This window comes from Pseudalkalibacillus sp. A8, assembly GCF_045920555.1.
Classification (GTDB): domain Bacteria; phylum Bacillota; class Bacilli; order Bacillales; family Fictibacillaceae; genus Pseudalkalibacillus.
Window position 1 is genome coordinate 4,366,644 of record NZ_CP174509.1, and the last position, 19,776, is coordinate 4,386,419.

20 protein-coding genes are annotated in these 19,776 nt (G+C 41.8%); 8 read left to right on the forward strand and 12 right to left on the reverse strand.

Going from position 1 to position 19,776, the window contains the following annotated elements; genetic code table 11:
* Positions 1 to 130 precede the first annotated feature (130 nt).
* The 4 genes from hydA to ACJROX_RS22445 form a co-directional block, all read right to left on the reverse strand.
* A complete protein-coding gene (gene hydA / locus ACJROX_RS22430) occupies positions 131 to 1,546 on the reverse strand; it encodes a dihydropyrimidinase (protein ID WP_408007425.1) in 1,416 nt (471 codons plus the stop codon).
* Positions 1,547 to 2,191: 645 nt separating this feature from the next.
* Entirely contained in the window at positions 2,192 to 3,478 is a 1,287-nt protein-coding gene (gene preA / locus ACJROX_RS22435) for an NAD-dependent dihydropyrimidine dehydrogenase subunit PreA (RefSeq protein ID WP_408007426.1), read from the reverse strand.
* A gap of 42 nt (positions 3,479 to 3,520) precedes the next feature.
* Complete coding sequence (locus tag ACJROX_RS22440; protein ID WP_408007427.1) at positions 3,521 to 4,888, reverse strand: NAD(P)-dependent oxidoreductase; 1,368 nt, start codon at positions 4,886 to 4,888, stop codon at positions 3,521 to 3,523.
* Positions 4,889 to 4,985: 97 nt separating this feature from the next.
* The gene (locus ACJROX_RS22445) at positions 4,986 to 5,876 is read right to left on the reverse strand and encodes a nitrilase-related carbon-nitrogen hydrolase (protein WP_408007428.1); all 891 of its coding nucleotides are present in this window, start codon (positions 5,874 to 5,876) and stop codon (positions 4,986 to 4,988) included.
* Between the two features lie 800 nt (positions 5,877 to 6,676).
* On the opposite strand from ACJROX_RS22445, the gene ACJROX_RS22450 reads away from it, so the two are divergent.
* The 3 genes from ACJROX_RS22450 (at position 6,677) to ACJROX_RS22460 (ending at position 8,641) form a co-directional block, all read left to right on the forward strand.
* Complete coding sequence (locus ACJROX_RS22450) at positions 6,677 to 7,111, forward strand: DMT family transporter (RefSeq protein WP_408007429.1); 435 nt, start codon at positions 6,677 to 6,679, stop codon at positions 7,109 to 7,111.
* Between the two features lie 293 nt (positions 7,112 to 7,404).
* On the forward strand, positions 7,405 to 7,938 hold the full coding sequence (locus ACJROX_RS22455) for an RNA polymerase sigma factor (RefSeq protein ID WP_408007431.1): 534 nt from the start codon (positions 7,405 to 7,407) through the stop codon (positions 7,936 to 7,938).
* The gene (locus ACJROX_RS22460) at positions 7,919 to 8,641 is read left to right on the forward strand and encodes a hypothetical protein (protein WP_408007432.1); all 723 of its coding nucleotides are present in this window, start codon (positions 7,919 to 7,921) and stop codon (positions 8,639 to 8,641) included. The genes ACJROX_RS22455 and ACJROX_RS22460 overlap by 20 nt, the downstream gene beginning before the upstream one ends.
* Before the next feature lie 61 nt (positions 8,642 to 8,702).
* On the opposite strand, the gene ACJROX_RS22465 is transcribed toward ACJROX_RS22460, so the two are convergent.
* Entirely contained in the window at positions 8,703 to 9,008 is a 306-nt protein-coding gene (locus tag ACJROX_RS22465; RefSeq protein WP_408007433.1) for a hypothetical protein, read from the reverse strand.
* Positions 9,009 to 9,014: 6 nt separating this feature from the next.
* Positions 9,015 to 9,764 carry a glycoside hydrolase family 10 protein gene (locus ACJROX_RS22470; RefSeq protein ID WP_408007434.1) on the reverse strand — a complete coding sequence of 250 codons (750 nt, stop codon included), beginning with the start codon at positions 9,762 to 9,764 and terminating at the stop codon, positions 9,015 to 9,017.
* 188 nt (positions 9,765 to 9,952) lie between these two features.
* Here ACJROX_RS22470 and ACJROX_RS22475 point away from each other — a divergent pair, with 188 nt between their 5' ends.
* The 4 genes from ACJROX_RS22475 to ACJROX_RS22490 all read left to right on the forward strand — a co-directional run bounded on the left by ACJROX_RS22475 (position 9,953) and on the right by ACJROX_RS22490 (position 13,582).
* Positions 9,953 to 10,231: a helix-turn-helix domain-containing protein gene (locus tag ACJROX_RS22475; protein ID WP_408007436.1), complete on the forward strand. Its 279-nt coding sequence runs from the start codon at positions 9,953 to 9,955 to the stop codon at positions 10,229 to 10,231.
* 112 nt (positions 10,232 to 10,343) lie between these two features.
* Positions 10,344 to 10,562: a hypothetical protein gene (locus tag ACJROX_RS22480; protein WP_408007437.1), complete on the forward strand. Its 219-nt coding sequence runs from the start codon at positions 10,344 to 10,346 to the stop codon at positions 10,560 to 10,562.
* Between the two features lie 2 nt (positions 10,563 to 10,564).
* Positions 10,565 to 11,074, forward strand: coding sequence for an RNA-guided endonuclease InsQ/TnpB family protein (locus tag ACJROX_RS22485; RefSeq protein WP_408011737.1), 510 nt, complete (start codon positions 10,565 to 10,567; stop codon positions 11,072 to 11,074).
* A 360-nt stretch (positions 11,075 to 11,434) separates the two neighbouring features.
* Entirely contained in the window at positions 11,435 to 13,582 is a 2,148-nt protein-coding gene (locus ACJROX_RS22490; protein WP_408007438.1) for a YhgE/Pip domain-containing protein, read from the forward strand.
* A 147-nt stretch (positions 13,583 to 13,729) separates the two neighbouring features.
* On the opposite strand, the gene ACJROX_RS22495 is transcribed toward ACJROX_RS22490, so the two are convergent.
* Entirely contained in the window at positions 13,730 to 14,299 is a 570-nt protein-coding gene (locus ACJROX_RS22495; RefSeq protein WP_408007439.1) for a DJ-1/PfpI family protein, read from the reverse strand.
* A complete protein-coding gene (locus tag ACJROX_RS22500) occupies positions 14,292 to 14,504 on the reverse strand; it encodes a hypothetical protein (protein WP_408007440.1) in 213 nt (70 codons plus the stop codon). Before ACJROX_RS22500 ends, ACJROX_RS22495 begins: the two co-directional genes overlap by 8 nt.
* A gap of 241 nt (positions 14,505 to 14,745) precedes the next feature.
* Between ACJROX_RS22500 and ACJROX_RS22505 the strand changes: the two genes are divergently transcribed.
* Positions 14,746 to 15,897, forward strand: a complete 1,152-nt coding sequence (locus ACJROX_RS22505; RefSeq protein ID WP_408007441.1) for a CdaR family transcriptional regulator — start codon at positions 14,746 to 14,748, stop codon at positions 15,895 to 15,897.
* Positions 15,898 to 16,023: 126 nt separating this feature from the next.
* On the opposite strand, the gene ACJROX_RS22510 is transcribed toward ACJROX_RS22505, so the two are convergent.
* From ACJROX_RS22510 to ACJROX_RS22525, 4 genes are all read right to left on the reverse strand, one after another.
* Positions 16,024 to 17,841 (reverse strand): glycoside hydrolase family 97 catalytic domain-containing protein, encoded by a 1,818-nt coding sequence (locus ACJROX_RS22510; RefSeq protein WP_408007442.1) that lies wholly within the window; start codon positions 17,839 to 17,841, stop codon positions 16,024 to 16,026.
* Between the two features lie 26 nt (positions 17,842 to 17,867).
* On the reverse strand, positions 17,868 to 18,941 hold the full coding sequence (locus ACJROX_RS22515; protein ID WP_408007443.1) for a glycoside hydrolase family 97 N-terminal domain-containing protein: 1,074 nt from the start codon (positions 18,939 to 18,941) through the stop codon (positions 17,868 to 17,870).
* A 192-nt stretch (positions 18,942 to 19,133) separates the two neighbouring features.
* Positions 19,134 to 19,271 (reverse strand): hypothetical protein, encoded by a 138-nt coding sequence (locus ACJROX_RS22520; protein ID WP_408007444.1) that lies wholly within the window; start codon positions 19,269 to 19,271, stop codon positions 19,134 to 19,136.
* 186 nt (positions 19,272 to 19,457) lie between these two features.
* Entirely contained in the window at positions 19,458 to 19,772 is a 315-nt protein-coding gene (locus ACJROX_RS22525) for a hypothetical protein (RefSeq protein ID WP_408007445.1), read from the reverse strand.
* Between the last annotated feature and the right edge of the window lie 4 nt (positions 19,773 to 19,776).

The following is a 19,776-nucleotide window of genomic DNA, read 5'->3' on the forward strand; positions in this document are numbered from 1 at the left end:
CAATTGGTGTGAATCATGGTGGTTTAATAATATGCAGTCTATTATCCTCGTTAGCACAACCTGCTAAAAAAAACCATTGTCCCCATAGTTATGTGAAAAAGTGCGAACAAAGAGAACAATGGTTCTGAATCTAGATAGTCATTTTTTCATCAACTGGCTTCAATAATTGATTATATCGAGCGCGTTTCAGATAATTCCCTGTTCCTGGCTTACCGACAAACTTTTTATCTCGGATGACGAAATCCCCACGTGAAAGAACGGATACTGCTTCCCCTGTAACCTTCATTCCTTCAAAAGCATTGTAGTCTACCGCCATATGGTGGGTTTTTGCTGAAATCGTCCGTTCTACGTTTGGATCGAATATTACAATATCAGCGTCTGCACCGACTGTTATCGTCCCTTTCTTAGGGAATAATCCAAACAGCTTTGCAATTCGTGTCGACATGATATCAACGAACTGATTCAATGTAATACGGCCTTTCTTGACTCCCTCAGAGAAAAGAATGCTCAAACGATCTTCAATCATCGGACCGCCATTCGGGATCTTAGAAAAATCACCTTTTCCTAAATCTTTTTGACCAACAAAATCAAACGAACATTGATCAGAACCTAATGTCTGCAGCTGTCCGTTTTTCAAAGCATTCCAAAGGACTTCCTGGTTCCACTTTTCCCGTAACGGTGGGGACCAGACATACTTTGCACCTTCAAAATCAGGCTTTTCAAGGTATGTTTGATCAAGCGCCAAGTATTGCGGACACGTCTCCCCCCATACGTCGAACCCTTTGTTTCGTGCTTCTGAAATCTTCTCGACAGCTTCCGCACAAGAAACATGTACGACATACAACTGGGACTTCGCCAAACCAGTCAGCTGGGCTGCCCTCCCCGTTGCTTCACCTTCCACTTCTGGCGGTCGAGTCAACGCATGGTAGATTGGATCAGTTTGTCCCTTTTCTAAGGCTTCTTTCACAAGGTAATCGATGACATCTCCGTTTTCTGCATGGACCATGACAAGACCACCTTGTTCTTTTGCCATGACGAGTGTTCTGAACAGGGTTTCATCATCCGCTTGGAATACATTTTTATAGGCCATGAAGACCTTGAAAGAAGTGATTCCTTCTTTGTCCATGATTGGAGGGAGTTGATTTAGCACGTCCTCGTTCAATTCCGAAATCATCAAATGGAAGCTGTAATCAATTACTGCTTTGTCCTTCGATTTTGCATGCCATACATCGATTGCCTTTTGGAGGGGCTCGCCTTTATTCGTCAAGCAAAAATCGATGACTGTCGTCGTCCCGCCGAACGCTGCGGCGATTGTCCCTGTTTCAAAATCATCCTTCGATACCGTTCCGCCGAAAGGCATTTCCAAATGGGTATGGGGATCGATTCCACCGGGGAATACAAAGCAGCCCTTTGCATCGATTTTTTCCGCACCCTGTTCATCCAGGTTTTCCCCAATTGCGACAATACGCTCGTTCTCAATTAAAATATCAGCACTATACTTATCCGAAGCTGTGACAATGGTTCCATTTTGAATGATTTTTTTCACGATCAAATCACCTTCCAGATTTTATTATTTAGTTCTGTTATTTTTCATTGTTGAATGCTGCGAAATTCACTCCCTTTCTGCGGACTGAAGAAAAGCAGAAGCGACCCGCTTAGTCACGTAGGTCACTGGAAGACTGGCGAGGAGGCTCGAACCAAACTCAGTTCGGTTCTGCGTGGGTAACACTCCGATCTATATCAATGTGTCGACCGCCGCAGGAAGTTTGAAGTGATCTAAGTGACTGGTCGCTGAGCTAGACATCACGTCTCTGCATCCAAACTTTTTACAGGCTTAGCCTCATTCCACAAGCCTCCTCGCTCACTTGAACAGGATGTCAACACAAAAATGAAATCATTTTCGTGTCTGCGATGAGAATTCTTAGAAGCTTTCCTTATGCTGGCTTCGACTATCACCCACAAGACCACGGACTTACATTCCATCCTTGTAGTTTTGTGCCGAGTAACCGCAGGCGCAGGACGCATTTGTACAGGATGTACTGACTTCGACGTTACCAATAGGACGTGGTGATTTTTACTCGAAGATCCTTAAATCGATGCGGGGTCTCGCTTGGCTCGCTGATCCCGCAGGAGTCTCGCGAATTTCGCTTAAAGTTTTAAAAAAATCAACAACAAAAATACGCAACGCTTATTATTTTATAGGGTCCGCACTCGGATTCTGTAGAGCAGCCATAGCAGCTTGACGGTCATTCCATGTCATCGGCGGGTGTTCACTTGTGACTTCGACCATATCGATGGCCCCATCAACAGGACAAACAATCGAGCAAAGGTTACAACCGACACAATCTTCTTCCCGAACCTCCAAATAAGAATTGCCATGGCCATCCTTCAACATGTCGATACATTGATGGGATGTATCCTCACAAGCAATATGGCACTTGTTACAATTGATACACACTTCATTATTGATCCTGGCAACGATTTTATAATTGAGATCAAGGTTGCCCCAATCTGAATACTTCGGCACTGATTTCCCGACGATATCCTGTACGGATGCAATCCCTTTTTCATCCAAATAGTTGTTCAGACCATCGATCATATCCTCGACAATCCGGAAGCCATGATGCATGGCGGCTGTACAGACTTGGACATTAGACGCTCCCATCAGCATGAATTCAACCGCATTCTGCCAATTCGAAACGCCACCCATCCCAGAGATCGGGACATTGATTCTTGGACTCCGTGCACATTCTCCGATCATGTTGAGTGCGATCGGTTTTACTGCAGGTCCGCAATAACCTCCATGTGCCCCTTTCCCTCCAACGTGAGGAATGGTGTTCCAGGAGTCCAGGTCCACACCAGCTAAACTATTGATCGTATTGATCATACTGATGGCATCCGCTCCACCTTGGGCTGCTGCTTCAGCCGTAGCTGTTATATCCGTTATGTTAGGTGTCAGCTTTACGATGACCGGCGTTTGAGCTGCTTCTTTTACCCAATAAGTCTGTTTTTCTACCAGTTCAGGAACCTGTCCTGAAGCCGATCCCATTCCTCGTTCAGCCATACCGTGGGGACATCCGAAATTCAATTCAAGCCCATCAACACCGACTTCTTCGACTCTTTTTACAATTTCATGCCACTTCTCTTGTTGCGGTTCGACCATCAAGGAAGCGACTACTGTATGATTCGGAAATTTTTTTTTCGTTTCATAGATTTCCTGTAGATTGACTTCGAGCGGTCGGTCAGTGATCAGCTCGATGTTGTTGAAACCAGCTACCCTTTGACCGTTGAAGCTAACAGCTGCAAAGCGTGAAGAAACGTTCAAGATCGGGTCTCCGAGTGTTTTCCAAACTGCTCCTCCCCATCCTGCTTCAAACGCTCTTTGTACCTGGTAACCAGAATTGGTTGGAGGTGCAGAGGCAAGCCAAAATGGGTTCGGCGATTCGATCCCAGCCAAATTAGTCCTTAAATCTGCCATTCTATTACTCCCCTTTCTTCTGTGTTTCCTAGCCTGCTTCCATTAAGCCGTCACTGTTTCCTCTATATATTGCGAATGGATTGCGTAAGCTGCTTGTTTCCCCTGTTGGGCAGCAGTCACGACCATGGCTTCCCCTTTTCCTTTTCCAAAAACGATATCCCCACAGGCAAACACTTTTGGATTGGAGGTAAGGTAGGTCTCTGAGATTTGCACGACCCCATCAATATGTTCAAGATTGAATTGATCGATCAGACTTTGGTGCCTCGTCTGGCCGATCGCTTTGATGACAGCGTCGACAGGCAAGGTGAAATTTGACCCTTCAACTGGTACAGGACGCCTTCTGCCATCTGCTCCTGGTTCACCAAGCTCCATTTTGATACATTCGATCGCTTTGACCCTGCCGTTTTTATCTCCATGGATTTTGACCGGCTGAGTCAACCATCGGAATTCCACACCATCCTGCTTGGCAAATTCGTACTCGAAATCATAAGCACTCATCTCTTCTTGTGTACGTCGATAAAGGATTTTCACATTTCCAGCACCTAAGCGGACAGAACAAGTCGCACCGTCGATCGCCGTGTTACCCGCACCAATGACGACCACGTTCTTTCCGACAAGATCATTGGATAACGGTTTCGTTTTCGTATCCTTGACGAACTCGATTGCATCGTACACGCCATCGAGTTCCTCTCCGTCAATGCCTAAATCCGGAACCTGGCCCATTCCTGCAGCTAATACGACATGATCGAAAGAATCTAACAGCTCGTCTGCTGAAACATCCTTTCCCACTGCTGTATTGGTCCGGATTCTTACATCAAGTCTCTTCACCTGGTCGACTTCCCAATAGGAAATTTCTTGTGGAAGACGGAAAGATACGATACCGAATGTGTTCAATCCTCCTGCTGTAGGCGATGCTTCAAAAATCGTCACGTCATAACCAAGAAGCGCCAGCTCCCGGGCGGCCGATAGACCTGCAGGACCTCCGCCTACAATGGCGACGGATTTACCATTGCTTTGCCCTTTTCGAAACAAAACTTGGTCGTTCTTGATCGCCCAATCAGTCGCATAACGTTGCAGGTCGCCGATCATGATCGGCTTAGTTGAATGGTTGAGAACACACGCCCCTTCGCATAATTCTTCTGTAGGACAGACACGTGCACAACTGGCACCGACTGGATTTGCAGTCATGATCGTCCTGGCGGATCCTTTTACATTTCCAGAAGCGATTTTTTTAATAAACGTTGGAATGTCAATGCCGGTTGGACATGCCTGGATACAGGGCGCATCATAGCAATAGAGACACCGATTCGCTTCTTCAACAGCTTCCCGGTCGGATAATGCAGGATGGACTTCTTGAAAGTTTTTTGGAAGTTTTGTCAATGAAATATGCAGCTTTTCAGATTTTCCCACATCAAAGCCCCCTTTTGGAGTTGGTAGATTAGCTTGATAAGCAGCTCAATAAAGGTGACCTGATAATAAGTGGACATTAGTCACCCTTAGTTACTGATTACGGTAGTAACGAAGTCATTTCGCCATAGGTTTCTGGTCTTCGGTCACGGTAGAATTGCCATACATCCCTTACTTCACGGATCATTTTCTTATTCATCTCGCCAATGATCACTTCATCTTGATCACGGCTCCCCATCGCAACAAAGTTTCCTCGAGGGTCCACTAAGTAGGATTGGCCATAAAATTCACCCATGTTCCACGGCCCTTCTGTCCCTACCCGGTTGATCGCTCCCAAATAGTAGCCATTCGCGACAGCATGTGCAGGCTGCTCTAATTTCCATAGGTATTCCGAAAGTCCAGCGACGGTTGCGGAAGGATTGAAGACGACTTCAGCACTCCTCAGCCCTAATAATCTAGCACCCTCTGGGAAGTGACGGTCATAACAGATATATACACCTACCTTCGCAAAGGCCGTATCAAATACTGGATAGCCTAAATTACCAGGCTTGAAATAATACTTCTCCCAAAAGCCGCACCCTTCATCTCCAACCTTTACATGAGGAATATGCTGTTTACGGTATTTCCCTAGATAGGAACCATCCGCATCGATCACCGCTGCAGTATTATAGTAGGTTGCAATCCCTTCCCGCTCATAGATTGGTAGAATGATAACGACACCTAGTTCGAGAGCGAGTGCCTGAAATTGCGACGTGGTAGGTCCATTCGGAATTTCTTCAGCAGAGTCATACCATTTGGAATCTTGCTCTGCACAAAAATAAGGTCCATAGAATATTTCCTGTAAACAAATAATCTGTGCACCCTTCTCTGCTGCTTCTCTAACAAGCTTTACATGCTTTTCAATTGATTTTTCCTTATGGACAGCTACTGGCTCGTTCCCATCCACTTCATGAATAGCTTGGATCAATCCAATTTTAACTAGATCAGACATTCACATTTCCTCCTTCAATTCTTTTAATCTTGTATGTAGAGAACAAAAGTAACACATCTCCAATGAAATTTGACTGAATTATTTGAATCTTAAGTTTATTTTACGATGTCGAAAGAAGGTTTGCATTTTACAAAATGTAAAAACATCAGACTTCAATTTTGTTCAAAGTGTAAAGTTGTGAGGTGATCGTGGGGTTGGATCTTTCAATTAATCAGGTGGAACTTCATCTCGGTTCACTTATTTTTAAGGTTATTCTGAGGAAAAATATGAGTTGGATTGACAATCATTTTTCAGAAAAAATTCAGCCACTCCTTTAAGCATATTTTAAAAACAAGCTGTTAGAGTAAAAACATATCATATGTTTTTTGAGAAGATTGTAGAATGAGAGGAGAAAAAATATATTTTTTTGTCGTTTTTCCAATTTTCTTAAAATTTATTATGAACCATTTTACTTTATGTTAAAGTTTAGATTATAAGTGTCCAATATACCCTTCGCAAAGAAGGTATTTTTTGCGCTCAATTTTTTTAAGAAAAGGCTCTTTTAAAGTTCATTGTTCGATATATGCGATATTCACTCCCTTTCCGCGGGCGATCCGCAAGCCTTCTCACTTGCACAGGATGTGCTGGCTTCGACGTTCACCACAGGACGTGGTGGTTGTTAGTCGGAGTTCCTTAAATTGTAGGTCGCTAGGGTCTCGCTTGGTTCGCTTTTCCCGCTGGAGTGTCGCGAATTTCGCTTCAGAAAATTTCCTGCAGAATCAACATTACTTTAACAAATCATAAGAAAAAGGTGTTGTGTGATGAATTTGATTATGGTAACTATTGTGTTCATCGGTGGAATTGCAGTCGCAATCCAAGCTGGCGTAAATGGAGGGCTTGGAAAACAAGTCGGAGTCATAGAAGGGGCTTTTCTCTCTTTTCTTATTGGCACAGTCACCCTGTTCCTTATGATGATCTTTTTTGGGAACGGAAACATCCTGCAAGCAGCGGCTGTTCCTAGATGGCAACTGCTCGGTGGAGTACTAGGCGCTTTTTATGTATTTGCTATGGTCCTGGCAGTTCCGAAAATCGGTGTTGCTGCTTCGCTCATTTCCCTCATTGCAGCCCAGCTCATTACAAGCTCTGTCATCGATCACTTCGGCTGGCTTGGTATGAAACAGATTCCGATTGACGGTAAAAGGATTCTGGGGTTTTGTTTCCTGATTGCAGCGCTATTTTTGTTTACAAGAAGGTAGCTTAAATGAAAGGATCATCTGTCTTTAAAAATCAAGGGTTTAGTCTATCTAAAAAACGGGTAAAGAATTAAGCCCGACATCTATCCCAGTGTCGGACTACACAGGATTCCCCTGCTTTCTATTACATAATAGATTGTGGGGGAAACTTTTTTATTATTCCTTTTTTATTTCCCTTAACCTTTTCAATTTCTTTTTATATAGCAAAACAATTATCATGAAAATTGGTGGATTTAAAAACTTTTCCTATGTTACAAAGGTATTACATATGAGAAAGAAAAAAGGGGAGATCCCAGTTGGATAAAAAAACGATAAAAAAGATAAAAAAAGGCGACAAAAAAGCGTTTCGCGCCTTATATGACGAGTATTATCAAGCAGCAATGAGAGCTTCGATTTCTATGTTGAAAAACGAATCCGATGCATCGGATGCAGTGCAAGAAACATTCATCCGTGTATATAAAGGCATTCATACTTATAATGATTCTAAACCTTTTAAACCCTGGTTCTATCGCATCCTGACAAACGAAGTCAGACGCTTGATCAGTAAACGTAAGCCTGAAACCGATATTGATCAGGTCCCTCAAAGTGCTTATCAGGACGAGTCGACTCAACCTGCTACTGATAACGAAATCCTCGATGAGGCAATGGAAAGATTGAAGGAGGACCATCGTGAAGCACTCGTATTGAAGTATGTAGAAGGTTTGAGCGAAAAGGAAATGTCATCAGTCCTTGAAATCAGTGTCGGTGCAGTAAAATCGAGGCTGTTTCAGGCACGAAAGCTGCTGAGAGAAGAATTAAGGGGAGATTACCATGGACAAGAACAAGTTTGATGATATGTTGGAGACTAAATTGAAGCAGGAATATGAAGTAAATGAACTTCAAAAAGAAAAAACATGGAAAGCGATTGAAAATGAACTGGAATTCGTCCAGCCAAAAAAGAAAAAACCGAAATGGATCGGCTTCGCGGCGACTTTAGCTGCGGCTGTATTACTCGCAATCGGCCTTCTGAATACAACACCAGGGTACGCCATCGTAGATAAAGTGAAAGAATGGTTTGCACCTGAAAAAGAAGTGGAACTCCCGATTGAAGGTACCGAGGAGGAAGGAACATCCTACCTGAACGATCAAACCAAACATGGCTATGTTATATATGTAGATGAAGAACGCTATAAAATGGAAGAACATGAGGATTATGATATTATTACTACAAAAGAGCCTCTACCAGAGCAATATCCTGAAGTGTTCATGAAAATCATCAGGGAAAAAGACCAGTCTGTTGAAGAGACGATCAGCCAATTGGAAGCAGAACATAGCGTCACTTTTGAGCAGACCGACTATCCAATCAATGCCCAAACAGCTCGCACACTAGACGGTAGTAATTGGGATAGCGTGATCAACCGTTACTATGTCATACCAGATGAAGACGGCGGCTCCTACATCTTCCACCAACGCTTCTTCCTAGAAGCTGAAGAAGGACACGGTGTAAGACTAGATGCTATGATGAAAGATTTTGAAATCGTAGAAGAAGAATAAAGACTTAAAAGAAGCTTGGCGTCCAAGCTTCTTTTGGTTTTTCACTTTTTATAGAAATCTTTTATATAGATTTCAGCTTTTCCATTACTTCTTTAGTTAACGCAACATCTTTTAAATTTTGCATGTATTCATTGACTGTTGGTGCCATGGAAACAGTATCTTGTGCAAATAATACAAACCCCCTGACTTTTTCTTTTCTCAGAATGTTGATTTGTTCTGCTAAACCTTCAGGATCGTTTTTGAAGTACCAAGCACCTAGTCCTACGACAACTCTTCCTGGATCTGTCACTTGTAGAGCATCTGTGGTATCTTTCCAAACTGTAGCATTGCTCGGACTATAAGACATAGGCATTACAAAATCAAGCACCCCGATCTACATCCACTTACGCCAATCTTGAAACACTCTTCCTAACCCTAAATCCCAGGCTGCTAGTACAGAAGCTGATACCTCTACTTCAGATCTACGTTCCTTTGTTCCATGATAAATCCTTGAAACGATATCCGTAATCTGGTCTGCACGCCATTGATCCCAGGCTTTACTATATTGTTCTGGTTCCAAGCCAGTTTCTTCTCTAAATCTTGAAACGGAAACTTCATTATATCCTACTCCAGGAGTATCAGGTCCCATTCTTGCTGGATATCTGATAAAGTCAAAGTGAATGCCATCAACATCATATTTTTCTATAACCTCCATATAGACGTCGCACAGGTGATCTTTCACTTCAGGATGACCTGGTGACAAAAAATAAGGTCCTTCCACCACACTATTTACTGGATCAGTTGAGGGATCAGGATAAGCAATCTTTCCTGTTGAATCTCTCATAAGCCATTCAGGGTGTTTATTGAAAATATGTTCGGGGTCTTTTGGAGAACTTGTTCCACTCCCCGAAGCAATCATCGCATTTAACCAAGCATGGACTTCCAAACCATGCTCATGACCCTTTTTAATCGCATAAGCAAGAGGATCGAAGCTTTCATCTTGTCCTTCTAACAACTCTGATCTAGATACAAAATCAGAATCATAAAGGGCATCTCCTCTTTGGCGAACTTGCACAAAAACTGTATTGAAGTTTGCATACGCTGCTTCTTTTATAAATTGGTCTATTTTTTCGGGGCTAGTCATTTGTCGATTAATTAAAATAATTTTTCAAAATTTAACAAATTCCGAAAGAATTCCCCTTCCTCAAGCCTGTGAAGGGCGTAGCCCAAGGATAGGGAGGGGATGAATTTCGGTAGGTTCAAACCGAAACACTTGTTCCCATCGCCTCTTCTTGGTATAATTATCCACATAAACAATTGGAGGTGGTGACAATGTTACTAAATCAAAAATATGAAGTCCATCCAACAGAAGAACAAAAAGAAATACTAGAACGTTGGTTACAATATTGTCGTCAAACCTACAATTCTGCTCTTTTAGATAAAGAACGAAAATATAAGCAAAACAAAGAAAATTACAGTCGTTATGATATGCAAAACCAACAAACACTAGATAAAAAGAAATATCCTTTTCTAAAAGAAGTACCTTCCCAGCCTTTACAGGAAGTCTTTGTTCGTCTACAAAAAGCGTTTGAAAGCTTGCTTCTTTCGTAAAGATGCAAAATATCCAAAACAGAAAAAGTATAAAGATTATAATAGTATGACTTTCCCTCAATTCGGTTTCAAACCAAATGGAATACATCGTTATGCTATGTCCTTTTCTGATATGGGTAAGTTATACAATAAAAAGCTAGGTGAAATAGATATCTTGCTTCATAGACCATTAGAAGGAACAATTAAACAACTTATTATCAAACGACAAGGAAAGAAATGGTATGCGATTTTTTGTGTCGAAAGACAAGCATTACCACCTTCTATTGATACGAATCGTGCAATAGGCATTGACTTGGACTTAATAAGTATGCGGTTCTTTCTAATGGGTTAGAGATTAAAAACCCAAGATTTCTTCGTAAGAAAGAGAAACAACTAAAGAAGGCACAGCGTACTCTTTCTAAGAAGAAAAAAGGCTCTCTCAACTACATCAAACAAGTACAAAAGGTTCGTTCTTTACACGAGAAAGTCGCAAACCAGCGCAGAGATTTTCTTCACAAGCTAAGTTACAACCTGTCAAAAGATTATTCTGTTGTCGCTGTAGAAAATCTAAATATCTGCGGCATGATCAGAAATAGAAAGTTATCGAAATCCATTTCGGATGCAGGTTGGGGAATGTTCCGAAACATGCTTTTGTATAAATGCGAAAAGCATGGAGGACTACTGAAAAAAGTGGAACCAAAATACACTTCTCAAGACTGTTCCTATTGTGGGAATCGTGTAAAGAAGTCACTTTCTATTCGTACTCATATTTGTACAAAATGCGGAACAGTGTTGGATAGAGACCAAAACGCAGCATTAAACATCCTACAAAAAGCATTAGAAGAATTACTTGTGACAAACTGAATCATACGAACTGTAGGGCAAGGTTGTGTCCGAACAGTATAATCTACGCCTGTGGAGATTATGTAAGACGTAGTGGGAAACCCCTCTACGCAACGGTCTGCGAAACAGGAAGCCCCTTCTTCAAACATCCCGAAAGGGTGTTAAGGAGGGGTCATTCACTTTCAAAAGTTTATATAAGTTGTAAAATTGAAAAATATTTCACAATACTACTTTCGGGTTATAGGGATAGTACGATGTACGTGATTATCTGAGAGGGACTAGAAACTTTCGTTTTTTTAGAATATTATGATTATTAACAAAAAATGAATGGGTACTCATTCATTTTTATGGAAGCGTTTACTATACATTGGAGGTATCGGAATGAATATTTTCAAATTACTTTCCGCTGAGTTTTCGAATATTGCTGCCCACAAAGGAATTCTAGTCTCCGTCATTGCTGCTTTACTGGTTCCTGTCGTATATGGAGGTATTCTTCTATCGGCTACTTGGGGTCCTTATGATAACCTCAATAATTTACCTGTTGCTGTAGTCAATAATGATCAGGGCGCTATCTCTGATAATGAACCCATCAACGTAGGAAATGAATTGGTAGCGAATATGAAACAAGGAAAAGACTTAGGCTGGGAATTTGTCAATTCAACCGATGCCATGAGAGGGCTTCAGAAGAATGATTACTATATGGCAATCATCATCCCTGAGGACTTTTCCCAACGTGTAACCACAGTCATGGAACCGAATCCACAAAAACTGGAGCTTGAATACATCCAGAATGAAGGGATGAACTTTCTTGCTTCTAAAGTTACAGAAACTGCAACACAACGTATCCGGGAGCAACTCGCCAATACGATTACGCAAAATTACACCTCAAAAGTTTTTACAAGTTTAGATGACGTTTCCGATGGGTTCGGAAGAGCAGCTGATGGGTCTGCCCGGTTATCAGACGGAACCACACAGCTACATAATGGCACCCAGGAACTTTTGAACTCTGTCACTTCCAAACAATCGGATATTACGAAACTAGCAAATGGAACACAAGAATTGAAGGACGGGACAGGCCTCCTATTAAGCAAACTTGAAGGAAAATCCGGAGACATCACAAAACTCGCTAACGGTTCACAAGAATTGCACGATGGAACTGTAAGACTTAAAGATGGTACCGGACAGATTTTAGCAGGATTGCAAAAAGCTGAAACCGGAAGTGAAGAACTAAAGAACGGTGTAGCGAATAATTTGGCACCGGGCGCAAGAGGCGTTGCTGATGGGACGATCCGTTTAAAAGATGGCTCTGCCAAACTGGCGGATGGCGCAAACCGATTGCTCGCAGGGTTGAAAGAATTCCGCGAAGCGAACCCATCCACCAATTTACCGCCATATAAGGACCCATACCAACAGATCATCGACGGAGCTCAGAACTTAGCCGATGGATTGAACAGCTTATCGACCAAATCGGTTAAGTTAAGTGACGGTGCGGTCAAGGTTGCAGATGGCATTGATAATAAAATTTTTCCTGGAACAGCCAAGCTCCATGATGGGTTGAATCAACTGGTTGCTGGACAAAAGAAAGTAGATTCAGGTGCCGCTCAATTGGAAGATGGAGCAAGCCGAATTGCAGATGGAAATGCTCAAGTCGACAATGGCTGGCAAGAACTCATCACCGGCGTTTCAAAACTTGATAATGGGGCTGAACGTATAGCAGAAGGTAATGCTGCTGTCGATGAAGGGTGGAAAAAGTTAGCTAATGGTGCGTCCAGATTGGAAGACGGGGCTGGAAAAGTCGATGATGGCAGTGAACAACTTGCTTCTGGTTTAAAGGAAGGCGCTGATAAAACGAGCGGGCTGAACACTGGTGAACAAAACGCCCAGATGTTCTCCTCCCCAGTCGAACTTGCAAGTGATACGGTCAATGATTATGAGTATTACCGTGACTCGACCGCGCCATATGTTCTTACATTAGGTCTATTTGTCGGAATCCTGATCATGTCGATGTTCATCAATTTCAAAAGACCTGCAGATGTTTCAAGCATCAGTTGGTTCGCCGTCAAGTTCATGAATCTGACAATCTTGTCACTTTTTCAAGCTGTTTTACTGCTGATGACTGTGTTTTTCATACTAAAATTGAATGTTGCTAATCCGCTTGGACTCGTATTGTTCACCGTTGTCGTCAGCATCGTCTTTTCAGCCATCGTCCTATTCCTGGCAGCCGCTGCCGGTAACATCGGACGATTCATCGCTTTGGCTTTCGTGATTCTGCAGCTTTCAATCACAGGAGCGAATTTACCAAGAGAAATGCTGCCCGAAAATCTGCGGGCATTGAGTGAATTCTTACCGTTCACTTACTCGATTGCCGGTTTCAAATCGGTCATTACATTGGGTGATTGGGGAGCAGCGGTGACAAATATGTCGGTCCTGCTGGCTTATCTGATCCTCTTTGCCCTCTTATCAGTGACGGTCTTCATCTTCATGAAAAAATCACAAAAACAAAAACATGAATTTGAAGCTGCTATGTAAGACAAAAAGTGGGACAGATACCTTTGATGGTTCTGTCCCTTTATCCTGATGGTTGGATATAGATAAGTTGGGGGAAAGATGGCCGCCTAACTTTAGACAATATCAATAAAACAGCCCCCTCAAAGAGAGAGCTGCTTTGAAATAAAATTAAACAGTTGCTTCTTTTTTTACATTCAAGAGTTTAAAGAACTCTTTCATAAACCCGGGAAGGTCTGGCCATGCGTGGCCGGATACGATGTTCCCATCAACATGAAGATGATTTTCAATGTAAGTTGCCCCAGCTGCTTCTACTTCTGGCCGGCAAGCCGTGTAGGCTGTCATCTCTCTGCCCTGAACATATTTTCTTACCGTGGTTAGAACTAGCATGCCATGGCAGATCACCCCAACAGGCTTGTCATTTTCAAGGAAGTGGGCAGTAATTTCTTGAGCCTTTTTGTTCATTCTTACATACTCAGGTGCCCTGCCTCCTGGAATAATTAAACCATCATAGTCTGCGGGATTGATATCATCCAATGAGGCGTGCGAATCGATCATATAGGCCTGCTTTTCAGTAAACGTTTCCATTTCTAAGAAATCATGGCACACTGTCTGCAATCTCTTTTTGGTAGGGGATGCAATCGTGCATTCGATGTCTTCTTCTAAACAACGATAGTAAGGATAAAACACTTCAAGAGCCTCAACAGCATCTCCGGTAACAATCAATACTTTTTTACTCATTCGTTCCTCCACCTCTTATTAAACATAATTTTATTTTTCCTCTTCGACAAGCAAATATCGTGTTTGCAACAATCAACTGCAATAATTCGTGTTGAATTCCATACTTGATCTTGTCCGTCTTGCTCCCATTACCGTAATCATTGAATTTTCGAGAGTCAGGGAATGGCCGTCCGGGTCCAGGAATGCCGCTCCATTTTTTTATCACCTTGAAGTATTTAAGCGGTAACAAAAGAGGTCATCTCATCCATTGAAAGTGAACAGCTATCCCTCCTTTAATTTGTTAAACTATTAAAAATCATCTAATAACTATATTAAATTTATGGTAATCTTTTTAGTAAGTGCAATCAATGTACAAACCTATAGAAATTATCGGTTTCCCAATTCTATTTTTTGTGTGTTTGTCTAATTAATTAGCCTTCCTAAATAAAAATCGCGGGGTGTTGCTAATGAAACTGGTAAATGAACTGGCACAGAAAATCGTTGATGAAACACGCAGGGTTTTGAAGGAAGAAGTGATTGTGGTTGATACAAAAGGGACCATCATTGCATCGGTAGATCCTAAAAGAGTAGGGTACTATCATGAAGGGGCTACCATTTCTTTGAAGACAAAGGAAAAGTTATATATTACACAAGACATGGCCAAAACCCTTAAGGGAGTGAAACCGGGAATTAACATGCCCATTTTATTTAGGAAGCAAGTCATTGGAGTGATCGGCATTAAAGGGAACCCATATGAAGTGGAACCATTTGCGGACTTGATCAGAAGGTTTACCGAACTATTAATAGAGGAATTCCAACATAGGGCACAGCTGGAGTGGAAAACAAGAGGAATCGAAGCTTTCTTTTATGATTGGGTACACAATCAGGACATTAATTCCGATTTTATTGATCGTGGGAAGATACTTGGGATCGAGATTTCGGAAGGTTACTATTGCACTCTATTTTATTTTGTTGAAACCCCTCCTGCTGCTGGGTTTGATGTGATCGGATCAGAAATGGAAGACTGGTTTCATCATTACTTTTACAAACGAGAGAATGATTACTTTATCCGCTGGGGCCATGAACACTTTTTATTAGTTTCAAACTCACCGAATGAATCGATGTTCATTACAAAGATAAAAAAATGGCAGCGATACTTTAAGCGACATCATAACTGCAGTTTTGCAGTTGGAATTGGGAGAAAGGCAGAAAGCAATATGATCCATTCTTCCTATAATGAAGCAAAAAAAGCCTTGAAGGCAGCCCTCCGCCAGAAAAGCATCGTTTTATATCATCATCTGCTATTAGAACTGATCTTACAGGACGTCTCTCCTTCAAATCAAAATGAATTTTCTCATCGTGTCCTTTATTCCATTTTAAATGATGAAAGTCTGCTTGAGACGCTGTCAAGCTATTTATCGCATGACCAAAGTATTTCAGAAACGGCAGAACACCTGCATATTCACATTAACACCTTACATTACCGTTTAAAACAAATTAAGCAATTAACCGGCATCGACCCCAAAAAAACAGAAGGAGCAGTTCACTTTTATATTGCCTTATCTTTTTTGTCTGAATACACTTCAGACCTTTTATACCAATACAATAAAAATGCATAGTTTCGCAAGTTCAAAAAATTTTACATAATAAAAGGAAAAGAGCCTGATTGCCGAGTATTTCAATACCAGGAATCAGGCTTTTTTCTTATTCTCGACCTCGCTAGAATGGACTAACGTTTAACCAAATTAATCTTTTGTTTCGAGTACCTGGATCGGGCCCAGCGGTCCGCTATATAGGCCACCGCCACCACGTGCATCGAATACTCGTACGCTGATGACATTTTTCTCCCCGTAATTGATTGCTTCTGACGGAATTTCATATTCTCGGTCCCAATCCCACGCAGAGATCATGCCTTCTTCCCCTTCCCCGGTCGGGAATTCACCAGATTGGGCGATCTTTTGGCCATTGAAATAGGTGGCATCGACATCATCGATTTTACCTAGGTTCACTTTCAAGGAATGACCTTCCCATTCGGCTGGGATATCGATGGTCTTTCGGTACCAGCCGTAGACATAATCTTCGTGATAATTGGAGTGATCTTCCCAACTTGATGGAAGCGTAACTTCTTGCCACTGGTTGTCGTCAAAGGCTGGATCTTTCCAGCTTAGGTCGTCTCCTTTTTCGAATAACCAGGTTCCGGCCATTTCAATGACTGGCAATGCAATAGATTTGGGTTCAGAGTAACCTATAGCTGTTTGATAGATCCCTGCCTCTTCCGTTACTTCATACGTAAAGGTTACTTCCTTCGTACCGCCCCCAGGTGCTGCAGGGACCTCTATTTGCTGTTTGTCTACTACCTCGCCATTTACGATGAGGGGAACATCAGCTGTCCCTTCATAGCTGCCATAGTTCGTCACGGCAGCTTTCGCCGTAATTGTTTGATCAGCTGCTTCGACTTCCAGCCCACTATAAGCATAGGTCGGTTCTTTTTCGGTCACGGTGATGGTCTTATCATCAAGACCCTCGATTCCAACTTCATGGTCTCCGGTTTCAAACAATCGATCATAACCCAAGGTGGCCTCCTTCGTATTTCCTGGTCCTACACGGATCGATTCTTCAGCTACAGTTTCACCGTCAACCTTCAGCGCTAGCTGTTTACCAACTGTAAGATTGCCTTGATTGGTTACATCCACTTTTACTTCGAACTCATCATTCGATTGGATTGTTTCCGGAACTTCTGTATAATCCATCGTTATCGCTGGCGCTTCATAATCAGGAATCTCTTTGACTTCCTCTTTGTCAGCTGGATAGAGTCTTACAGCATGTCCTCCCCCTGCTGCCATCGAAGCTACCAGCGTATCTTTCGAATCCACGAGGACTCTATCAATTGAAACTGATGTAGGATTCGTCTCCAAATCCGCCTCCTGTCCATCTGAGTAGATTTCCGCAACATATTTCTTTCCATTATCCAAGAAATCAAGGGGTACATCGAGGTCTCTCGCTTTTTCATCAGTTACACTTCCGATATACCATTCTTCTCCACTGCGTCGAACAATCGTAGCATAATCTCCAATTTCAGCATTCGGAACCCTAATATCATCCCATGTTACTGGCACGTCTTTAATAAACTTGAATTCTGGTAAGATATTGCCATCTTCATCCTTATAATTTTCTGGTAAATCCGCAACCATTTGAGTTCCAGTTGAAATGGTGACATACAGTGCTAGTTGTTTGGCACGTGTGGAATGTACTCGGGTGTCCGCATGAGAAATTTCCACATCAAATATACCTGGAGTAAAATCGATCGGTCCAGCCATCATTCTAGTAAATGGCAGAATCGTATCATGTTCTGGCGGATTGTTTTGATCTCCAAAAGCCGCATATTCCATTCCCATTACACCTTCACGGCTCATCCAGTTCGGATAAGTACGTTCAAGACCTGTAGATTTAATGGGTTCATGTGTATCAATCATAATTTGGTAGTCGGCAGCTTTCTTAACTGCATTATTATAGTGATTCACCATATATTGTCCGTGGTGTTTCTGGCCCTCCGGATTATGCATGCCATGATCAGCAACGTACCCACTCTTTATCGCTTTGCATATTGAACAACTTCATCTAAATCATAGTCAGGGGCAAAATCGATATACCTTTTAGCATTTTCTGTTGTTGCCCCATGCTTTTCTCCTGATGACCAAGTTGATTTGCCACTGATCATCTCCCACCAGACACCCACATATTTCATCGGCTCGATCCAGGATGTATCCTCTATCGCAGATGGTTCATTAAGGTTTAGGATCATATCCGATTCAACAAGATCGCCGGCATCCTCACCGATTTCGATTGTCCTCCATGGTGTTTCAACAGGTAAGTCGTCTTTCTTTACTTTTACATCACTGTTCGGCCATGGCGCAAAATGACTTTTTAAAGTATTTTCTTCTCCATCCACTGCCTTCAGTGCCATGCCTGCATAATCGATCAATGCTGCTTCATGTATTGTAAGGTGGACTCCATCAGGTGTTTTCATGGTGAACGGTGTGCTTACTTCGTCTACTTCACTTAAAGGAGTTTTAGTATAGTTATACTCATAGCTGTCCCAGTCATTTGGGATCCACCAGGAAGTATTATTGTCTGAAAAACGGAATTCTGTATCCTCAGAAGTGATTTGAAGGTTTTGATCCAGGTTTTGTTGTTCTGGCAGTACATAACGGAAGCCGACACCATCATCAAATACTCTGAATTCGATGTTCATTTTCCTGTTTGGTTCGTCTTTCTCCTGGAGATGAACGGTCAATTGTTTATAATGGTTTTTAATTTGTTTCTTTTCTCCCCATACGGGCTTCCAAATCTCGTTGAAAGTTTTCACTGAAGTATTTACAATTTCGAAGTTGTTTTTCATTGGAGCCTGCTCTTTAAACTGGAATCCTAATGAAGATGGTTCAATCAAGTTATGATTGCCATAAGAAACCTCATATTGCGGCTCGCCCTCATCTGTAAGATGGAAATCAAGGTTGACCTTTCCGTCAGGTGAACTTACGGATGTTTTCATCACCTTATGAGTATCCCCTGATATTTCCGGAGAGTTAGCCCAAACCATTGATACGGAAAGTGAAAACATCATACACAACATAAACAACCAAATGAAACTTTTTTTGATAGCCATTTTCTCCTCCCAATGATAATGAAATAGATTAACCGGATTACAAAATAAACCTCCTTCCTCACCAATTGATTACGCTTTCATGCATTTTATCATGGTAAGAAGGAGGATAAGTTCCTAACTTTCTTCATTTTTTTGCCCTAAGGTGCATTATTTTGTCATCACGTTTTATAGGTATATACGATTACTTTTTTTTTACTTTTTCTTAATAAGGATACCTGTTAATAAAATGATTTGATCAAAAATTTCTTTTCTTTTGTCTTCTGGGAGATTTTTTTGAAACTCCTTGATCAAGCTTCTTATCTCTTTTATTAAATCTGCCTCTCTATCCATTGCCCCTCCCTATGTTTCTAATGATCATTTTTATTTCTTGCAAGAATTTGTAAATAATGCGAAGTTAGTTCTATATGTAATTCGGGAAAATAGTCACTGTATCCATGCGGATAAGGGAATTGCCTTTGAAAAGAAAAAAGTGCCGATTTCTGGCACTTAGGAATCAAATATTCATATACCTTGTATCTATACGCGATTTGGAGGAGAGTCTTTGATGATTCCATCGTGTGCTAGTAGGTTCACAGAGTCTTTAATGATCCCATCATGTGCTAGTAAGGTCACAGAGTCTTTAATGATCCCATCGTGTGCAAGCTTCGTAGATGAATCCTTGATGATTCCATCGTGTGCTAATTGGTCCACGGAATCCTTAATGATCCCGTCATGTGCTACCTTTGCAGGTGAATCCTTGATGATTCCATCGTGTGCTTCACTTGTGTTGAGGAACATTGGCAAAATAACGACAGACAGTGACAACATCAACAAGACAACCACTTTCTTCATCCAA